We start from the raw sequence: 18,182 nt of genomic DNA, 5'->3' as shown, positions 1-18,182 counted from the left end.
CCCCCACACAAAAAACCACCAATAAAACGCTGGTACAATTTCCAGATCCTAATAAATCATGGGACCAGAATTTGGTGAACTGAAGTCTGGGTTGCTGGTACATTTAGATTGGAAGATCAACAGTCCGGGCTTTATATCACTGTTGTGAGTGAAATTGGTCTTTCGAATTACCGAGTGCTAGCGCACTGTCGCTCATGGGACTGTTTGATCGCTTTGAAAATTGCGCACTATTGAATGTCACTGTCATGACGATTCGGCTTTTTACTACCGCGAAATTCACTAAAAGCACGAAAAACTACGACGCTGCCGACGTCATTGGTGTGACATTAAAAAGATAACCAGAAACTGATATCGCCCAACAAACATCACACTCGTAGGGGGCGACCCATGTGTTGCCCCGCCTCACGGCGTTCCATCGATTCACTCCCAAAATGGAACCTTGCAAAACTTCCGCATGACTCATCACAATAACCCTGACGGGCGGACACATGGGTCCCGCCCCTACATATACTCAATGCACTTCTCCATTTTCAGCTAGGGGTGATGGGCGCTATTCGGTATGGTGTGGGTTGTTGCTCGTTGGCTTCTTTCAGCAGGCTCTGGTAGGCGGTTTCCAGTTCTTCGTCGGACATGTTTTGGATGTCGTCCGGGGTCAGATTGAGTTGCCAGACGTTGCCGCGGGATTGGATCGGTTTGTCGAGGCCTAACAGCTTATCGATGCGTTCGCGGGCACGGAGGCGTTCGCGTTGGGTGGATTTGGCATCGTTGATCACACTGACATAGAAGAAAAACGATTCAGCACGTAACTGTTCAATCGGAACTTCCAGACGTTCTACCATTTCGCGGCGAGCACGAGTGATGTAACGATCAATCGAACGTGTGGAAAGATTAAATTCCAGATTGACGGCTCGTTTGATCTCTAAAGGATGTTTTCCGAGGCTGAGTAAATGTTTTACAAGTTGCACTAATTGAATTTGTTGTTCTCTGGTGAGTTTTGTTTTCCCTTGAGAGGTGAGATTGATCATGTTCGCCATTCCTTTATTTAAACGCGAGCTTGCTTTGTTGAGTGGGTCTCATCATGCTCAACGGCACACACGGGTCAACAGAAAGATTTGCGCAGTTTTGTCTGAGATGTGGTACGAAATCGCGGTTTGGTTTCGCTTTTGGTTTCGGAAAGCGTGCTCAAAAGGAGTGACTCGATACGAGACATGGGGAACTGGTTCTGGTGCTTCAGGTGAAGATGTGGAAAAAAGGACGCTTTTTTGGATGCATAAACTGAGGTGGTGCGCGGTGAGCAGTGCTCAGAAAAAGGTGCCTCGCGCGCGCGACGCAGAATCAGGGAGTTTCGAGAACGGCGCGATGGTGTCAAGTGCGAAAAGTTCACCGGGGTGCCGCGCGAAAGGGAAGAGGAAAACTCGTTGCAAGTCTGTCAAGTGGACCTTAGTCTGGTGGTGATCTTTATGAACTTATTAAACCAGTTCACGCATAACCTTATAGGCATTATTGTCAACCAGATAACGAGGCCGTCCTTGCAGATCGGTGACGGTGGTCGTTTCCACGTTGATTCCCAGGTTGTGATACAGCGTGGCAAAGACTTCCTGGAAATGGACCGGACGGTCTTCTGCATATTCGCCCAATCTGTTGGTCGAACCAATGACCTGTCCCGTCTTCATGCCTCCACCGGCCAGAAGCGCGGTCGAGACACGGGGCCAGTGATCGCGACCCGAGTTTGGATTGATTTTCGGAGTCCGTCCGAATTCACCCCAGACGACAACGGTCACATCATCGAGCATGCCTCGGTTTTCGAGATCTTCGATCAACGCGGTGACGCCCTGATCCAGCATCGGCATATCTTCGCGTCCCCGTTTGAACGCGCCGCCATGCCAGTCCCAGCGACTGAAGGCAAGCGTCACGCAGCGGGCACCCGCTTCGATCAAGCGACGGGCTGTCAGAAAATCATCGAGCAGTTTCGGGCCACCGTCGGCGGCTTTTTTCGATGTTCCTCTGCCATAGCGATCGCGGAGCTTCTGATCTTCTTTTGAGATGTCCAATGCATCCGCCAACTTACTGGAGGTTAAGATGCCGAACGCCTGCTCTGTAAATGAATCGAGACCTTTCATCATGCCCGAAGCATCGACCTGGCTACGGAAACGATCGAGTGAACCGAGCACTTGTTTCCGATTGTCGAGACGATCCAGGGTAATGCCGTTAAGCGTCATGTCTGCCATGCCTTCGCCGTTCGGACGGAAGGGGGCGTGTGACAAGCCGAGGAACCCAGGCTCGCCGGCACGTGACCAAGGCATATGTCCCATTTTGGGAGACAGCCCGAGGAACGCAGGTACCGCAGGATCAACGGCTCCATATTTATGTGAAAGTACAGATCCCAGACAAGGCCAACCGCCGAGTGGCTGGTTATTGAAACGTTGGCCGGAGAGACATTGGAATGCATCGTGCCGTCCGTCCGAACCAACTATGGAACGAATGAAAGCAAACTTGTCGGCCATTTGTGCCATGCGCGGAAACTGATCGCCGATTTCAATGCCGGAGACGTTGGTTTGAATCGCGTTGAATTCGCCACGGATTTCACTGGGCGCGTCAACTTTAATATCCCACATATCCTGATGAGGAGGGCCACCGGGCAAGAAGATCATAATGATCCCCTTGTGTTGTTTCTTTTGCGGTGCTGCTGATTCTGCTTGCAGCAACTGTGGAAGAGACATTCCACCTAAAGCAAGACCACCAATCTGCAGAAAGTTTCTACGTGTGATCCGATCACAAAATTGACTTTTCTGAGAACCCAAGATCTTCAGCATGGTTTCAGGTCTCCAAATTCGACACGGTGGGATGTTAAAGGTAGGGATGACTAGCTATTTGGGATCCATCTCAATCAAACCAGTTAGCCATATAAAAATATCGGCGAACCTTTATGGATTAGTATAGACGATTTTGATTAGAAATCCAGCGCAGATTGTAAGATATGTATAATTTGTCCAGTATTATTCCTATATTCGGAAACGTCGATGCGGGGTATCTCAGGCAGCGATTCAAAGCTGGTCTCTGAGTTCTCAGAGTCGAACCAGGCAATCAAGGTGGGGGTCATCGATTCGGAAGCTGTTTCTGAGGCTTCCCAATGAGAAAAAACCACATCAGGATAATGTTGTATTAATTCTTGAATAATGGGTTCGATTTCTGAAGCAGGCAAGCCAGCAAGCGAGAACTCGAAGGGCCGTTTCAGCAAACGTTGTTGTAGTTTTTTGATCGTCACTTTTTTAATGGGGTGTACAACTTCAGGAGCGATTTCTGTAAGTGGATCGAGCACAAAACGACGATACCAGAAAGCGGGATGAGGAATGAGCAAGCCTGCGGTTTCTAAAACAACCTGATCGTAGAGGAGGAGATCCAGATCGAGCGTACGCGCACTCCAACGAACTTCCCGAGTGCGGCCCATTTCTGTTTCCACGGTCTGTAATTCTGCCAGCATCGCCTCGGGTGAAAGCATCGTCTTCAGATGTGCGGCCCCGTTCAAAAAGGTGTCTTTGGTTTGATCGCCTACAGGTGCTGTCTCAATCCATTGACTGGTCTTGATCAGTGAGATTTCAGGATGTTGATTAAGTCGATCCAGCGCACGCGCAAAGGTTTCCCGCACGTTTCCCTGATTTCCTCCTAGAGCGATAAAGCAGTCAGGCATACCAGTTCTCTGAACCTGGAAATGAGTGGTTTTGTTCTACGATAGATGTTTCGTCAGTCAACGGATCAGTGTAATTCCAGAAAACACGGGTTTCAACAAGCTCTGCGCAATTAAAAAGAGATAGCACAGAACTCACACTGAGAGGTGAGACAAACATTTTTCGATCGAAACAAGATGGCAGGCAGAACGTCGTCCGTTTGATTTAGCCGTGATTTTCCAGTTCTGTCTTGGCATTTTCAAACATGGAATTCGTTTGATTTCCGACAGCGGCGATACCAGCGATACAAGCCATCAATATCGCGGCCAACATGACAGCATACTCTACAGAGGTCGGACCATCTTCTTCACGAAAAAAACGTTTCAGAAATTTCATATCTACGCCCTCTCAAACAAACTGGAGTATGGTGTTTCATCGCCAGTCGATATCATGAGCACGACGCTGGCGTAATTTCTCTGTCAAAGTGCTTTCGCTATACATTAAATCTACCTCATGTTTGAAATCGGTCTCGGTAAAATTTGGAAAAGTTGTTATAAAATTATGGAATTCCGGATCGAATTCCGATTTTTCCAGGGGGAATTTCCGGGATTATCTGTTGGGACTCTCTTCAGACTGGCATAATCGTCGATTCCCTGTCACAATAAGCGGCACAGCGTGGCTCCCATTTTCTGAATGATCAGAAACAGACAGGAGTTAGGTCTGTAGGAGTCGTTTCGTTTCTCCCCATTTTATGAACTCTATTGGATAGGATACAATTGTTATGGCCAAAGAAGAGGCCATTGAAGTCGAAGGTACAGTGACAGAAGCACTGGCAAATACTCAATTTCGAGTAGAACTGGAAAACGGTCACCAGGTTCTGGCTCACGTGGCAGGTAAGATGCGAAAACACTTTATCCGGATTGTTCCCGGAGATAAAGTGGTTGTTGAAGTCTCGCCTTACGATCTGAACCGTGGACGTATTGTCTATCGAGAACGATAGTCGGCACGCATCTGCCATCCGTTCTTTTCCCATACGAAGTGCAGGTTCATTCACTCGTTCGATGTGATTCTTTGCTTAATTAATTCTGTAGTCGTGTGACATTCGTTATAATCTCCTTGTGAAACCTGCGCCGTAATATTATGCCAGATCAGTCAGCGAATACGGAGCCGCTTCCCTTTGTGCAAATCTATACCGATGGTGCCTGCCGAGGGAACCCGGGACCAGGAGGTTGGGGAATTATTCTGCGACATCCTTCTACCGGAACCGAGAAAGAGTTTTCCGGGGGAGAAGCTGTTACCACCAATAACCAAATGGAATTGCAGGCGGTGATTTCTGGCCTGGAATTACTGACGCGCACTTCGAGAGTCGAAATTATTACGGACAGCGTTTACGTGGCAAAAGGATCTCAGGAATGGATGCCTAACTGGAAAAAAAATAATTGGAGACGCCGCGAAGGCAAGAGTTGGAAACCAGTGAAAAATGAAGAACTCTGGCGAAAACTGGATGCACTGCTGGAGCAGCATGAAGTCAAGTTCACCACGATTAAAGGCCACAGTGGTCATCCGGAGAACGAACGTTGCGATGAACTGGCGGTTGACTACGCGTTGAAACTGCAGAATCAGTCTGATTTGTAACCATATGGTTCCGGAAAACGATGAGCGAATCCCCTCTGGAAACTCCTGTTCAATTTCTTAATGGAGTAGGGCCAGAACGCGCAGAGCTATTGCACAGAATTGGAATTCAAACGGTTGAAGACCTGCTCTGGCATTTGCCACGAAGTGTACTCGACCTGACGGACGTTCGTCCCGTGAACGAACTGGAAAATGATCAGGTTGCATCGGTCTGCGGAAAAGTGGTCGACCTTGATGCCCGCACGATTTCCCGAGGCCGCACGATTACTTCAATCCTCCTGGATTGTGGTGACGGTTTCTTGAAGGGAACCTGGTTTAATCAACCCTGGGTTATCAAACGTTTCTTCCAGGGTCAGTTATTGATGTTTTCCGGTAAAGCCAAAAAGCGTTCCGGAAAATGGGAGATGTCGCATCCTCAATATCAGGTATTGGAAGAAGATCTGGATAATCCTCAAGGCTTAATTTTACCCAAATACAGTCTGACCGAGGGACTCAAGATGTACCAGATCAGACGACTGATCCGCGCGGTCGTCGAGGAATACGCTCATCTGATCCCCGATTATTTACCGGAAGCGTTTCTAAAGGAACAATCACTGACTCCGCTCTCTCAAGCGGTGATTCAAATGCACAAACCTCAAACTATGGAAGAATATCACGCTGGCGTGCATCGGCTGATTTATGATGATCTTTTAGAATTTCAGTTGGCACTGGCGATGCGCCGCCGACTCTGGACCTGTGTGGATAATGCACCACTCCTGAAGGTGACCGCCAAGGTCGACGCTCGAATCCGTCGGCTCTTTCCTTATGACTTAACAGATGGACAAAACCAGGCGATTCAAGAAGTGAGCGATGATTTGGGATCGGGCCGGGCCATGCATCGCATGCTTCAAGCCGATGTGGGTGCAGGAAAAACCGCAATCGCGATTTATGCGATGCTGTCAACGATCGCCGGTGGCTATCAAGCGGTACTCATGGCACCGACGGAATTACTGGCTGTGCAGCACTGGGAAACGATCAACGAAATTTTAAAAGAGAGCCGCGTGAAACGATGCCTGCTCACGGGCAGCTTATCAGCTTCAGAACGTAAAGCGACATTGGAACAGATTGAATCCGGTGAGCAACAATTGATTATCGGCACGCAGGCCGTTGTGCAAAAAGATGTGAACTACCAAGATCTCGGGCTGGTCATTATTGATGAGCAGCATAAATTTGGTGTGATGCAGCGCGCTCACTTTACGAGCGATCAAAAGACACCTCACATGCTGGTGATGACGGCGACACCGATTCCACGCAGCCTCTGCATGACTCAGTTTGGTGAACTGGATATCTCCGTCGTTACAGAACTTCCCCCCGGTCGGCAACCAGTGGTCACAGGCAAGGTCTCAACCACACCACAACGCAAAAAAGCCTGGGACTTTTTACGAGCCCAAATTGCAACGGGCAGACAAGCTTATATTGTATGTCCGAGTATTGAATCGGGTGATGAACAAAATCGTCGTTTTAGTGCAGAAGAAGTTTATCGTAGACTTCAGAAAAGCGAACTCGCTTCGGTTTCAATCGGATTAGTGCACGGTCAGATCGACCGTGAAGAACGGGCGGAACTTATGAGCCAGTTTCATCAGGGAGACATCCAGGTTCTGGTTTCCACAACGGTTGTCGAGGTGGGGGTTGATGTTCCTAACGCCACGCTGATGGTGATTCTACAAGCCGACCGCTTTGGTTTATCGCAACTGCATCAATTACGAGGACGGGTAGGACGCGGGACGCATCAGGGAAACTGTTTTCTCTTTTCTTATACCGAAAGTGAGGATGCACTGAAACGACTTTCCGCGATGGAAGAGACAAACGATGGATTCAAGATCGCCGAAGCCGATTTTCAAACGCGTGGTCCCGGCGATATTTTTGGAACGAGACAGCATGGAGAATTGCCCTTACGCGTGGCTGACCTGCGTAGAGATGAGGCAATATTGCACGAAACGCGTGAAGTAGCCTTGCGTCTGGTAGAAAAAGGAGAGTTCGACCAACCCCGGTTTGCTCCTTTAAAAATTCGCGTGCTGGATCGATTTGGTCAATTGATGGATCTGGGGCAGAGTGGCTAGGGATGGAAACTGATGCCAACTAGGTCCAGACACGATTGGAAAACCAGGCAGCCAGCGTCCCACTGGTAATGACCGGAAACCAGGCGGCTTGATCGGGTGTGATCAGCTTCGTACTTCCCATGTAAAAGAAGAACTGGGTAATTGCGAACAAGCCACCCATAACACAAGCACAAACCGCAATGTTCAAAATCTGACTACGACTCTCTTTGCGTAGCACAAACGGAATCGACACTAGAACCGCAATGAGATTCATGAAAGGGCGAGTTAACCGGGAATGCAAGTCCATCGTCTGTTTTCGGATGGAAAGGTCGCTGAAAGACGGGTTATTGATTCGCGCAATCAATTCGGGAGTCGAGATTAAAGCACTTGAATTGCGGTTACAAAGTTGATCACAACCTACGTCTGTTACAATAAAAACATCGTTCGGGTCTTCACCGGGAAGAATCATTTCTTTCGCAAATTCTGCGATTTCCAGTTCAGCATAACGCGGAGAGGCATTTTTAAGTAACCAGCCTCCCGGAGAGTTTTGTGTTTCCGTGTGGTAATAGGCGGTTCCCGATTTCACAGTCACAAAGTCATGTACGGTCGGTTTAGAAAGCACGAATTCTGCATTCAGCATTTTCTTTTCGGTCAGAAACAGCTCTAACCCATTAATCATAATTCTGGTACTGAAATCATAAACGGGTTCCACAAACTGAGAACTGTTGCCCTGATCACCGCGATCCGCCTGAACTTTGTCGGCAATATTGGGGATTAAAAGCTCCTGGTTGGCGACAATGAAGCAGTTGACTGTAATCGTGGCAAATGCCAAAGGAATAGCCAGCCGGTACGTGGGAATTCCTGCAGAAAGAATGGGGTTGAGTTCGCCGTGACGAACCATTAAAGAAAAGACAACGACCCCGGCAAGGACTGTTAAGATCGGACTGACCATGTCAAAGAAAATACAGGATTGATACAAATAGTATTCAAACATCGTCCAGAGCAAACTGGCTGAAGAATCATCCTTCACAGCCATTTGAAAACCATCGATATTGGTAAAACCATCAAAAACCACATACAAACCATATGTTGCCATGAAGCCAATAATGAAGACATGGAAATATCGTTTTAACAAATAACGGTCGAAGGTTGTGAACACGTTTCCCAATCGCTGATTATCGTCAGAGGAATTGAACCAGAAGAGTGGCTCAGAAAAGCAGGCCGCGTATTACATCGCAATCCTTAAAATGGGTCAATATCAGGAGAGCTAAGCCATCACCCAAACATAAACATACGAACCCTATCTCTTAATCGCCGATTATTTAGATCTCGCAGGTGACCAAAGAGATGATTTTTCTGCCTCATGACAAAATAATATTCCATAAGTCATTTTTGATATTGAACTTGTGTAATAGATGATCGTTCAGAAAGTTTCCAACTATCGACATTTAATTCGCGTAGAGAATAATACGAATAGATGGGTTTCCTCAAAATGCAATTTGATTGAAGAGGTTTCTCATCACTTGAGCATTTTTAAAAGCTATGCTTTTAAAATAGCAGCTTTTGAATCTACTTGCCGAAATTGATTATTATGAGGGGAAGAGAACGTGGTACGAAAAGACGCAATAGTCAAGTTGCATAAGCAACTGTTAAATAGACGAGATGTACTCAAAAAACTGGTGTCTGGTAGTTCAGAAGGTTCCTCTGCAAGCCGTGCAATTGTAGAAGACATTGGCGATGCAGCGATTCGCGAAACCCGTCAGGGATTAGAATCACATTTAGCAGAAATTGAATCTCAAGAATTAGTCCAGATCCGCCGCGCAATTTCACTGATACAAGAAGGGCGCTACGGTCATTGCGAGTCCTGTAAGAAAAATATCCCCATTGCTCGACTTAAGGCAGTTCCGTATACCATGTTCTGCGTCGATTGTGCGCAAAAGCGCGAATCAATGGGCTTACCCAGTAATGATGTTGGTAACGATTGGGAGAATGCCTACGAATTTGAAGGTCGGCTTAACGATCAAGATGTCAGAATCCGTGATTTGGATATGGAAAAATAAACTCTCTTTCCGATATCAGGGAAAGAGGTTCTCAACGACTTGATTGCGAGTCTACCGTTCTCTTCAAAAGCCATTCCATTTTCCATCAATAGTTTGGTTTTTAAAACGTTTATTGCAATCAGAAGTGTGATCCTTAGCGATAAAGGAAATCGCTTTAGCTAAAAATTGCTGATTTCCTGTAAGCAAAATCGTCCGGCAGTTGGCGAAGGAATGCCTTATTTTGCCGTAGCTAGAAATAGCTGGAATGCAAAAATATCGGTCCTGGGTCCCGCTGAAAGACTTGCAAAATGAAAAATCGATTCACGCTCGTTTTCGTGCTTGCGTTTACTCTCTCTGCTTCATTATGGAGCACCTGCTTTGAGTCTCCCTTAAACTCAAAACATTTGGAAGCAAAGGTTCCTGCACAGGGAGTCGCTCGACAGCAGATCTCGACTTCTATCCCTCTCTCATCGTTACACGAAGGCAGTAAGCATCTCGCAAAAATTGCGAAACTGGCAACCCCGAGTGTCGTTCATATTCAATGTGAAAGACAAACGCCACGTGGTGCGGTGGAAGAAACCGGTTCAGGTGTTATCGTACGAGGCGAAGATACTTCCGGTTTGTTTATCGTCACGAATCGACATGTTGTCCGTGGTTCAAATGGGCGGTCCATTTCGATTCAATTGCACGATGGGCGGATCATTCACCCACTCCGCAAATGGGAAGACAAAGATACCGACCTTGCCGTATTAAAGATAAACGCGACTGGTCTTTCGCCCGCAGATTGGGGAGACAGTGACAACCTGGATATCGGACATATGGTATTGGCGATGGGAAGTCCCTTTGGATTAAGTGAGTCAGTCACTTTAGGAATCATCAGTGCGAAGGGCCGTCGCTCCCTCCAGCTGGGCAGTGGTTCCGAAGTTCTCAACCAGAACTTTTTGCAAACAGACGCTGCCATCAATCCCGGAAACAGTGGAGGCCCTTTAATCGACCTCGAGGGGAAAATCATCGGCATCAACACAGCGATTGCATCTAACAGTGGAGGCAATGATGGCATTGGTTTCAGTATCCCCAGTAAACTTGTGCGTCATGTATTCAACCAGCTTGTCAAGTATGGGCAAGTCTATCGCGCTTACCTGGGAGTGCAACTTGATCCTGAGTTTAGCATTGCGACCGCGAATCGATTGAAAATGGACCGGGTACGTGGTGCCCGTGTGGTGAAAGTCATTTCGAATACTCCCGCTTCCCGAGCTAATTTGAAATATGATGATATCATTCTCAGTTTTGCTGGAATCGATGTCCTGGATCAAAATCACTTAATCAATTTAGTGAGTCTAACGCCGATTGATAAACGTGCTAATGTTGTGCTGCTCAGGAATGGTCGAAAAATCAATGTCATGGTGGAACTGGCAAACCGAAAAATTCTGGATGAATTGGAACGAAAGCAGAAAAGAGAATCTGAACAGTCTTCGATTCGAATTGGACCAACTGCTGAACCCACCAGCTTTCAGCGTATCAAGAACGATAACGAAAACCATCAAGCAGTAGCGACAGACTTACAACTCTATACCATGAATGCAGAGCTTGCGATTCAATTGGGATTTGAAACATCACAATCAGGATTACTTGTGATGGATGTCGCTGAAGAAAGCTCTCTGCACGGAGTTGTCAACCTGTATGATGTGATTGAAGAAGTAGCAGGTACCCCAGTGCACAATCTGAGTGAGTTCCAACAAGTTCTCAAACAGAACCGGGCACTCAATTCACTGATACTGAAAGTATCCAATGGGAAAAAAGGGAAACCACATCATCAATTAGTGGTCTGGCAGAGAAATGAGCAACCTTAAGAGTGTGCCAGTTCTAAAATCAAACCGGCTTTGAAACAACGAAAAAACCAGGTCAGTTAAAGACTGACCTGGTTTCGTTTTTAGTATCACGGAGTGTTTCTTACTAGTCTCGATAGAATCGAGTCAACTCTTCAAAGATGAGTGGATCACGAATGGAGTCACTGGCAAGACGTGCTCTAAAGCGTTGATTCCCTTCGACAGTCCCTCGCACAATCACTTGAAACTCAACCGAGTCGCCTGGTGCCAGGTCTCCCAAAGACTTGAAGACGACAACACCGTTTTCTGCGATATGCTGTGTAGGACCGGTTGCTGAGATCAATTGGACTCCTGGTGGAAGTTCGCATGAGATCGCAACGTTCGAAGCAGATTTGCTACCATCATTCTTGACGTTCAGTTTGTAACCTGTTTCAGCACCAATTTCGACGGGATCATCCAGATCGGAAATTTCCAGAACGAGTTGTGCCGTTCCTTCAATTCGGGTTTGTAGCTGAGCATCAGATTTGACATTATGCTCGGAGACAGCCCGGACATGATGAACGTAGTTACCAATTGTCTTTGTTTTCAACTTTAGTTTCACATTTGAAGACTGACCTGGCTCCATACGACCAAGGAACCAGCTGATGGTTGAGTCTTCTGGATTAAACTGCCCGCCATGATCGGCACTGACAAATTCAAAGCCATCAGGAACTCTGTGTAAAACTCTCACATTGTTTGTCGCAGCGGCTCCGTCATTGATAGTCGTAATGACGTACTGTGCATTGCGACCTTTATAACGAAGTCCAGGACCATCAATGGCAACTTGTACTTTGGGAGCAATCACATTCACACGTGCTTGAGTGGATTGCGTTAAGCCACCCTCTGCTTTGGCTCGAATTCGCACATTCTGCTCACCACCCTGCACAGCAGCCAAAGCAAGACGAATTGTTCGTGTCTCACCAGGGTTGAGTGAGCCGACCTGCATCTGCAGAAATTCAGCGGTGACATGCTCCAGTCCTGGTGGAATTTCAGCTTCCAAAACCACATTATGTAAGGTACCTGTTCCTGGGTTGGAAATCGTCACTGATTGAGAAGCAGGTTCTCCGATCATGACATTCGTTGGCCCTTTCACAGCAACTTGCAGTAGAGGCTCTGCAACCGTAAATGACTCAGATGATGAATTTGTAAACCGAACATTGGCACTCGCTGAGATCGCACCACGTTGACTGGGAATCATAGAAATCTGGATGATTTTTGTTTCCCCCGCTTTCAATGATCCGAATTTCCATTCCAGGTGATCACGACTTGAAGATGGCTGAGGCACAGCGTTTGTCAATCGAACTGAAACGGGGAAGAAGGCTTCCACGAGCACATCGCTGGCAGTTTGCTGGCCTTCGTTCTTGATTTCAAGTTCAAACTTACATTCCTGGCCGACATTGATCTCAGTCTTCTTAGTCCACTTGTGCGAAACTTTAGAGGTAGAGACTTTAGAAGAAACACCAACAGGCTCTGGAGTTCTTTGAATCACACTACGATTTTGAATGGGCGCTGAAATCGTAATCCCAGTAGGCCGAGTCGAATTGTCCTTGGTTTGAGCGTTTCCAAATGTTAACTGATGCTTCTTTTCACTACCTTTCCGGTTCGGAATTCGTGGAATCGTAACATTTGGTTTTTGAGAAGTTGTCTGATTAAAATCAGTAGGCAAGCGGAATTGCTGATTATTTTTTGGTCCTGCACTGACCTGTTGAATCCTACCATTACGGGACTGATTATTGCCACGTTGAAATTCAGCATGCACAATTTTTTTCTGGTCAGCCTGTTGAGAAGAAAATTCTTCAAAGCGATATTTTTTCTGTTTGGCAGTAGATTCAGCATGGCCAACTTGTTGGAATGTTGAGCGATTACTCTGTGGTGTCAGCTTCTTGTCTTCCAATCGACGATAAGGACGTTCCTGACCGAAGAGTTCCTTGTAATAGTTGGGAACCTTTGAAAGTTTGACTTTCGCTGATTGCTTTGCAGGTGGAAGTTGCTTCGTCGTGGATGATTTCTGATTCGGTCGAGAAATCGTAATTCTTCCCTCAGAGGAGTTCACTTTATCATTCTGATTCGAGAAAAATTGGTTTGACGATTTTGAAGGGGGAATCGCATCGAAGGGGGACTTCGATTCGAAAATGCGGTCATCGGCGGCAGCGATACTCGCACTCATTACCATAGTTGAAAATATCGCGAGCATCTTTTTTCCGCGTCGCATTTTGTTTCTCCTTACCGATTGGAATTTACTGCTGGATAGGATTGAGCGTTGATTTGGATTGACGTGACGAGTTTGGTGTGAGCAGGTGAGTTCAAATAAATTACAAACTGCGGTATGGCTCTTATCCATCTCTCTTAATCGGATGTAGGGATTCTCAAAATTGAATGAGATATTCCAATTTTTTAAAATAAACGGAAATAATAAGATTTCCTGATTATGACGATTTTTCAGTTTCTACTTAATCAATAGGATTCAGAGTACCATAAGATTATATTTCATAAGGTATTACGTAGTTGGATTTACCATTTTTAGCACTAAAATACAGATATTACTTAGCTTAATAGCTTCTTATAAAAGTATACATTTATCTCGATTCCATTTCCCTGAAATTGCGGGTTATGAAATCCAGGCCGCCTGTGATTGACTCGTGAGTTGAATCTTCGAAAATGTCTGTGTGCAGTAATTTCTCTTGCTTGATCAATATTTTCTACTGGTTTTAATGGCTATGAAATCTCATCCTCCTGATTGTGATCTTTTGCGAAATCAAAACCGAGCGATCAAGATCTACATGCTGGGGTGTGTTGATTTCGATTCATTACTCGTCCTACAAAAACACGCATTGGAGGAGATGAGTCAGCAACAAACAGACCAGGCAGTCCTGTTTGTTTGTGAACATCCTCCGATTGTCACAGTAGGACGAGAGGGTAGCCGCAATCAGCTAACAAGATACTATCAGGAATTTCAATCTGGTCAGATTGACGTTCGCTGGCTCAATCGGGGTGGAGGAGCCCTGATGCACGCACCAGGCCAGTTGGCCGTTTACCCCTTATTCCCTCTGAACCAGATTGGAATGTGTGTTCACGACTACCAAAGCGGAGTGGAACAAGCAATTATTGATATGGCAGCAGAACAACGAATCGAAACAGAAACCCACCCTGAATCGACCGGAATTTTTAGCCGTTGTGGGCAGTTTGCCAGCGTGGGGGCTGCGATTCAATCTTGGATTTCTTACTATGGTTTCTATATCAATGTTTCACCGGATATGAAATTACTACGCTTAATCGATTCTAATCAGTACGACCACAGGCTTACATCACTGTCTGCAATTCTCACACGGGAAGCCAGTATGAGTTCTGTTCGCGAAAGCATTGTGAGACAGCTTGTGACGAAATTCGGATATCGGGAAACCCACTTTTTTACAAAACACCCCTTATTACATAAAGTGAAGAAAAACGTTTATGTCCACGCTTAATATATTGTCAGATCCAGAACCTGCCCCAAGACAGCGACTACCCAAATGGCTGAAAAGACCTCTACCCAAACCGGGGATGTCATATACGAGTCATGTGATTGATGATTTAAATCTTGTTACCGTTTGTGAAAGTGCAAAGTGTCCTAATCGAACGGAATGCTGGTCCCACAAAACGGCGACGCTCATGATTCTGGGAAATGTCTGCACGCGGCCGTGTGGATTCTGTTCTATCGCAAAGGGAAAGACAGAAACAGTTCAAATTGATGAGCCTGAACGTGTCGCTGAAGCAGCAGAGCGTTTGGGACTCAAGCATGTTGTGATTACTTCGGTCACTCGCGATGACCTACCCGACGGCGGAGCGGACCATTTCTATAATTGTATCCTGGCTGTCCGCGAACGTACGGGAGCCGACATTGAGGTTTTAACACCGGATTTCCGAGGCGATCGTAAAGCGATCCATCGAGTCATTGAAGCACGCCCAGATGTCTTCAATCATAATACGGAAACTGTACCACGACTCTATCATCGAGTTCGACGGAATGCCGTATACCAGAGAACACTCGATTTATTGATTCAGGTCAAAGAAACAGATCCTTCGATTGCAACAAAAAGTGGTCTGATGTTGGGATTGGGAGAAACCAGGGAAGAAGTCCTGGAAGTCTGTGCTGATCTACGGGCCGCAGGCTGTGATATGATCACCATTGGTCAATATCTGCAACCAACTCCCGAAAATTTACCGGTTGAACGATTTCTCCCACCTGAAGAATTTGATGAGGTAGGAGATCAGGTTCGAGCCATGGGTTTCAAGCTGGTAGCCAGCGGTCCCTTTGTGCGTTCCAGTTACAACGCAGGCGAAATGGCTGCGGTTCTGGGAACTGATTCCTGAATGGCAACACCAATTCTTGTTCCTCATCTGGGTAGTGCAGACCAAAAATTGAAAGTCAGTTTGTGGTTGAGTCGAGTCGGGGAACAGGTTCTGATAGGAGACCGAGTCGTCGAACTGCTGATACCAGGTATTACATTTGACGTCGAAGCTCCCTGCTCTGGAACTGTTGTTTCCTGTGATTGTCAACCCGGTGCAGAAGTTTGTGAAGGAAGTGTGTTGGGCTGGATCGATGAAATGAAACCCGATCCATCGGAAGAACTGGAATAGAATAAATCGTTCAGCGTTTGAAAAGAAATGAGATGAAGAATGATAGCCAATCAAATACGTGGTCATCAGCTGATTCTTGAAATGCTAGATCGCAGCTTGTCAAGAAGCCGGCTGCCTCACGCCCTGTTATTTGTGGGAGATGCTGGCATTGGGAAAAAACGAGTGGCTCAACATCTTGCCCAATGTCTTTTTTGCCAACAAACTCCAGCCGATCAATTAGTCTGTTGCAATGTGTGCAATTCATGTAAGCAAATGGCCGCTGGTACTCATCCAGACTTAATCAGTGTCGAATGTCCTCCAGACAAAGCTGTTCTGCCTTTAAACCTGATCATCGGCAAGGATGAACAGCGTGGGCGAGAAGGTATTTGTTATGAAATGTCGTTGCGTCCAATGCTTGGAGATCGAAGAATTGCGATCATCGATGATGCAGATAAAATGAACGCAGAAAGCGCAAACGCCCTGCTCAAGACACTTGAGGAACCCTCTGCAAATTATTTAATGATTTTGATCGCGAACGAATTGGATGCGATATTGCCCACCATTCGTTCTCGCTGTCAATCAATTCGGTTCAGACCTTTGTCGGATGAAGATGTGGCAGAACTATTAATCGAGCAGCAGTTAGTTGATTCCGATGATCGGGCAACCCAAGTGGCACGATTAGCCGAGGGATCTTTGAACACTGCCAGACAATTACTGGATGAAAGCTTAGAGGAACTTCGCGTCAACATCACGCGACAGCTGATCAAAAAACCGTTTCAGCCACAGGTCTTCGCTCAATCCGTGATACAAGCCATTGACGACATCGGAGGTGAAACAGCGACGCAACGGAAAACAGCCAAATGGATCATCAAATTTTGTGCTGATTTTTATCATCAGGCAATCCAGTATGCAGCCAATTACGACTTGAGTTCTCACTCGGAGCAAATTGGACAATTTATCGCTGGTTTTTCAGATGAACCCGAAGACCGGGTCGAAAAAATTGGAAATTTGCTCGACCGTATGATCCTGACGGAAGAACAAATAAGCCAAAATGCAACGATCACTTTGTGTATCGAAAGTTTAAGTGAAGATCTGAGAAAGATTCAGAAACTGTAAGCTTATTTAAAAGAGGATCTTGCATGAGATTGTGGGCTTTTCAAAAAAATGTCATTTTCTCTTAAACAACTAGGTATTGATTGGTGCAGATTAGGTATAATAAACTCTTGTTGGTAGTCGTCATTTTTTATCATGATCATTTCTGTAGTGCCACGGCTACCTCACTGAATCTTGCTTCAATGAAATTGTAATAAATAAATGAACAACGAAGTTACAGGCTATATCGTTCGATACGGTGTCACCCGATTGATTGCAGAATTCACCTGGAAGGGAGCTGCAGAATTAAACCGGAACGCGGCTGTCATCATTAAAAGTGAACGGGGACACGAATGGGGGGAAGTGCTTTCTCCGGCGACTGAGCGAGTCCGTTCTTTTATGAAAGAAACTACATCAGCAGGACGTATCGTCAGGCTGGTTACGGACGACGATTATCGCCAACGTGACCAGAGTCGCCATGAAGAACGAGCAGAATTCCTGGGATGCCAGGAATTGGTCAACGAGCACAAACTACAAATGCAATTAGTAGATGTCGAGCATCTCTTTGGTGGTGAACGGGTTATCTTTTATTATCTTGCAGAGAAACGTGTCGACTTTCGCGAACTGGTAAAATCATTGGCCCGAAAATATCGCTCGCGAATTGAAATGCGGCAAATTGGAGTTCGTGACGAAGCAAAACTCCTCGCCGATTTTGGTGATTGCGGCAAACCGGTTTGTTGTGGATCTCACCTGACTGAAATGCCACCCGTTTCCATGAAAATGGCTAAGCTACAAAAAACATCCCTTGATCCGAATAAGCTTTCTGGAAGATGCGGTCGGCTGAAATGTTGTTTGCGATATGAATATGATACCTATAAGAGTTATAAAAAAGACCTCCCTCCAATTGGCTCAACTATTATTACCAAACAGGGAGAAGCAAAAGTGACAAATCAGGAAATCCTTTCAGAGTGTGTGCAAGTCATTTATGCGGATTCAAAAAAGACAATTGTTCATAGAAAGAATATTCTGGAAGTGATCAAAAAGAAGAAAAGTGAATCGCCTCCGAGTGAGTAAAATAAGAGGGAAATCCCGAATTTACTAAGTCAAGTCCTTTTAGGGAAACAAGTGGAATTTCGTTTTTTTACAATGATATTTTTTAATATCTGATCTGATATCCTCAAAGAAAGACTTGACCAAAGTCTCCAAGATCGAAAC

General features: G+C 46.0%; 17 protein-coding genes. 11 read left to right on the top strand and 6 right to left on the bottom strand.

Annotated elements, in window-relative coordinates:
- Positions 1–530: 530 nt before the first annotated feature.
- Positions 531–1,025, bottom strand: a complete 495-nt coding sequence (locus tag V144x_RS08960) for a hypothetical protein (RefSeq protein WP_144984454.1) — start codon at positions 1,023–1,025, stop codon at positions 531–533.
- Here V144x_RS08960 and V144x_RS08955 point away from each other — a divergent pair.
- Entirely contained in the window at positions 1,024–1,455 is a 432-nt protein-coding gene (locus V144x_RS08955; RefSeq protein WP_144984451.1) for a hypothetical protein, read from the top strand. The two genes, V144x_RS08960 and V144x_RS08955, sit on opposite strands and share 2 nt — an antisense overlap.
- Before the next feature lie 14 nt (positions 1,456–1,469).
- Here the strand turns inward: V144x_RS08955 and V144x_RS08950 are convergent, their stop codons facing one another.
- The 3 genes from V144x_RS08950 to V144x_RS08940 all read right to left on the bottom strand — a co-directional run bounded on the left by V144x_RS08950 (position 1,470) and on the right by V144x_RS08940 (position 4,061).
- On the bottom strand, positions 1,470–2,813 hold the full coding sequence (locus tag V144x_RS08950) for a DUF1501 domain-containing protein (protein WP_144984448.1): 1,344 nt from the start codon (positions 2,811–2,813) through the stop codon (positions 1,470–1,472).
- 137 nt (positions 2,814–2,950) lie between these two features.
- Positions 2,951–3,688 carry a 2-amino-4-hydroxy-6-hydroxymethyldihydropteridine diphosphokinase gene (folK, locus tag V144x_RS08945; RefSeq protein WP_144984445.1) on the bottom strand — a complete coding sequence of 246 codons (738 nt, stop codon included), beginning with the start codon at positions 3,686–3,688 and terminating at the stop codon, positions 2,951–2,953.
- A 202-nt stretch (positions 3,689–3,890) separates the two neighbouring features.
- Positions 3,891–4,061, bottom strand: a complete 171-nt coding sequence (locus V144x_RS08940) for a Flp family type IVb pilin (RefSeq protein WP_144984442.1) — start codon at positions 4,059–4,061, stop codon at positions 3,891–3,893.
- A 385-nt stretch (positions 4,062–4,446) separates the two neighbouring features.
- On the opposite strand from V144x_RS08940, the gene infA reads away from it, so the two are divergent.
- The 3 genes from infA (at position 4,447) to recG (ending at position 7,396) form a co-directional block, all read left to right on the top strand.
- Positions 4,447–4,665, top strand: coding sequence for a translation initiation factor IF-1 (gene infA / locus V144x_RS08935; RefSeq protein ID WP_002643979.1), 219 nt, complete (start codon positions 4,447–4,449; stop codon positions 4,663–4,665).
- A 140-nt stretch (positions 4,666–4,805) separates the two neighbouring features.
- Entirely contained in the window at positions 4,806–5,300 is a 495-nt protein-coding gene (rnhA, locus tag V144x_RS08930) for a ribonuclease HI (RefSeq protein ID WP_144984439.1), read from the top strand.
- Positions 5,301–5,320: 20 nt separating this feature from the next.
- Positions 5,321–7,396 (top strand): ATP-dependent DNA helicase RecG, encoded by a 2,076-nt coding sequence (gene recG / locus V144x_RS08925; protein WP_144984436.1) that lies wholly within the window; start codon positions 5,321–5,323, stop codon positions 7,394–7,396.
- 19 nt (positions 7,397–7,415) lie between these two features.
- Here recG and V144x_RS08920 read toward each other — a convergent pair whose 3' ends face one another.
- Complete coding sequence (locus tag V144x_RS08920; RefSeq protein WP_144984433.1) at positions 7,416–8,534, bottom strand: LptF/LptG family permease; 1,119 nt, start codon at positions 8,532–8,534, stop codon at positions 7,416–7,418.
- A gap of 448 nt (positions 8,535–8,982) precedes the next feature.
- On the opposite strand from V144x_RS08920, the gene V144x_RS08915 reads away from it, so the two are divergent.
- Positions 8,983–9,435 (top strand): TraR/DksA family transcriptional regulator, encoded by a 453-nt coding sequence (locus V144x_RS08915; RefSeq protein WP_144984430.1) that lies wholly within the window; start codon positions 8,983–8,985, stop codon positions 9,433–9,435.
- 287 nt (positions 9,436–9,722) lie between these two features.
- On the top strand, positions 9,723–11,264 hold the full coding sequence (locus tag V144x_RS08910) for a trypsin-like peptidase domain-containing protein (RefSeq protein ID WP_144984427.1): 1,542 nt from the start codon (positions 9,723–9,725) through the stop codon (positions 11,262–11,264).
- A gap of 103 nt (positions 11,265–11,367) precedes the next feature.
- On the opposite strand, the gene V144x_RS08905 is transcribed toward V144x_RS08910, so the two are convergent.
- Complete coding sequence (locus V144x_RS08905; RefSeq protein WP_197998830.1) at positions 11,368–13,491, bottom strand: DUF11 domain-containing protein; 2,124 nt, start codon at positions 13,489–13,491, stop codon at positions 11,368–11,370.
- Between the two features lie 505 nt (positions 13,492–13,996).
- On the opposite strand from V144x_RS08905, the gene V144x_RS08900 reads away from it, so the two are divergent.
- The 5 genes from V144x_RS08900 to V144x_RS08880 all read left to right on the top strand — a co-directional run bounded on the left by V144x_RS08900 (position 13,997) and on the right by V144x_RS08880 (position 18,041).
- Positions 13,997–14,743, top strand: coding sequence for a lipoyl(octanoyl) transferase LipB (locus V144x_RS08900; protein ID WP_144984421.1), 747 nt, complete (start codon positions 13,997–13,999; stop codon positions 14,741–14,743).
- Positions 14,730–15,629 (top strand): lipoyl synthase, encoded by a 900-nt coding sequence (lipA, locus tag V144x_RS08895; protein ID WP_144984418.1) that lies wholly within the window; start codon positions 14,730–14,732, stop codon positions 15,627–15,629. The genes V144x_RS08900 and lipA overlap by 14 nt, the downstream gene beginning before the upstream one ends.
- Entirely contained in the window at positions 15,630–15,896 is a 267-nt protein-coding gene (locus V144x_RS08890) for a lipoyl domain-containing protein (protein WP_144984415.1), read from the top strand. It begins immediately after the preceding gene.
- A 39-nt stretch (positions 15,897–15,935) separates the two neighbouring features.
- Positions 15,936–16,991 (top strand): DNA polymerase III subunit delta', encoded by a 1,056-nt coding sequence (gene holB, locus V144x_RS08885; RefSeq protein ID WP_144984412.1) that lies wholly within the window; start codon positions 15,936–15,938, stop codon positions 16,989–16,991.
- 198 nt (positions 16,992–17,189) lie between these two features.
- Complete coding sequence (locus V144x_RS08880) at positions 17,190–18,041, top strand: PSP1 domain-containing protein (protein WP_144984409.1); 852 nt, start codon at positions 17,190–17,192, stop codon at positions 18,039–18,041.
- Positions 18,042–18,182: the final 141 nt, after the last annotated feature.

The organism is Gimesia aquarii (assembly GCF_007748195.1).
Taxonomy (GTDB): Bacteria; Planctomycetota; Planctomycetia; order Planctomycetales; family Planctomycetaceae; genus Gimesia; species Gimesia aquarii.
This window is presented reverse-complemented; position numbering and strand designations above follow the sequence as displayed.

Coding starts and splice junctions, on each gene's coding strand:
- V144x_RS08940 (WP_144984442.1), bottom strand. CDS start 4,061: ATGAAATTTCTGAAACGTTTTTTTCGTGAAGAAGATGGTCCGACCTCT.
- V144x_RS08910 (WP_144984427.1), top strand. CDS start 9,723: ATGAAAAATCGATTCACGCTCGTTTTCGTGCTTGCGTTTACTCTCTCT.
- recG (WP_144984436.1), top strand. CDS start 5,321: ATGAGCGAATCCCCTCTGGAAACTCCTGTTCAATTTCTTAATGGAGTA.
- holB (WP_144984412.1), top strand. CDS start 15,936: ATGATAGCCAATCAAATACGTGGTCATCAGCTGATTCTTGAAATGCTA.
- V144x_RS08890 (WP_144984415.1), top strand. CDS start 15,630: ATGGCAACACCAATTCTTGTTCCTCATCTGGGTAGTGCAGACCAAAAA.
- V144x_RS08955 (WP_144984451.1), top strand. CDS start 1,024: ATGTTCGCCATTCCTTTATTTAAACGCGAGCTTGCTTTGTTGAGTGGG.
- lipA (WP_144984418.1), top strand. CDS start 14,730: ATGTCCACGCTTAATATATTGTCAGATCCAGAACCTGCCCCAAGACAG.
- infA (WP_002643979.1), top strand. CDS start 4,447: ATGGCCAAAGAAGAGGCCATTGAAGTCGAAGGTACAGTGACAGAAGCA.
- folK (WP_144984445.1), bottom strand. CDS start 3,688: ATGCCTGACTGCTTTATCGCTCTAGGAGGAAATCAGGGAAACGTGCGG.
- V144x_RS08905 (WP_197998830.1), bottom strand. CDS start 13,491: ATGCGACGCGGAAAAAAGATGCTCGCGATATTTTCAACTATGGTAATG.
- V144x_RS08960 (WP_144984454.1), bottom strand. CDS start 1,025: ATGATCAATCTCACCTCTCAAGGGAAAACAAAACTCACCAGAGAACAA.
- V144x_RS08900 (WP_144984421.1), top strand. CDS start 13,997: ATGAAATCTCATCCTCCTGATTGTGATCTTTTGCGAAATCAAAACCGA.
- rnhA (WP_144984439.1), top strand. CDS start 4,806: ATGCCAGATCAGTCAGCGAATACGGAGCCGCTTCCCTTTGTGCAAATC.
- V144x_RS08950 (WP_144984448.1), bottom strand. CDS start 2,813: ATGCTGAAGATCTTGGGTTCTCAGAAAAGTCAATTTTGTGATCGGATC.
- V144x_RS08880 (WP_144984409.1), top strand. CDS start 17,190: ATGAACAACGAAGTTACAGGCTATATCGTTCGATACGGTGTCACCCGA.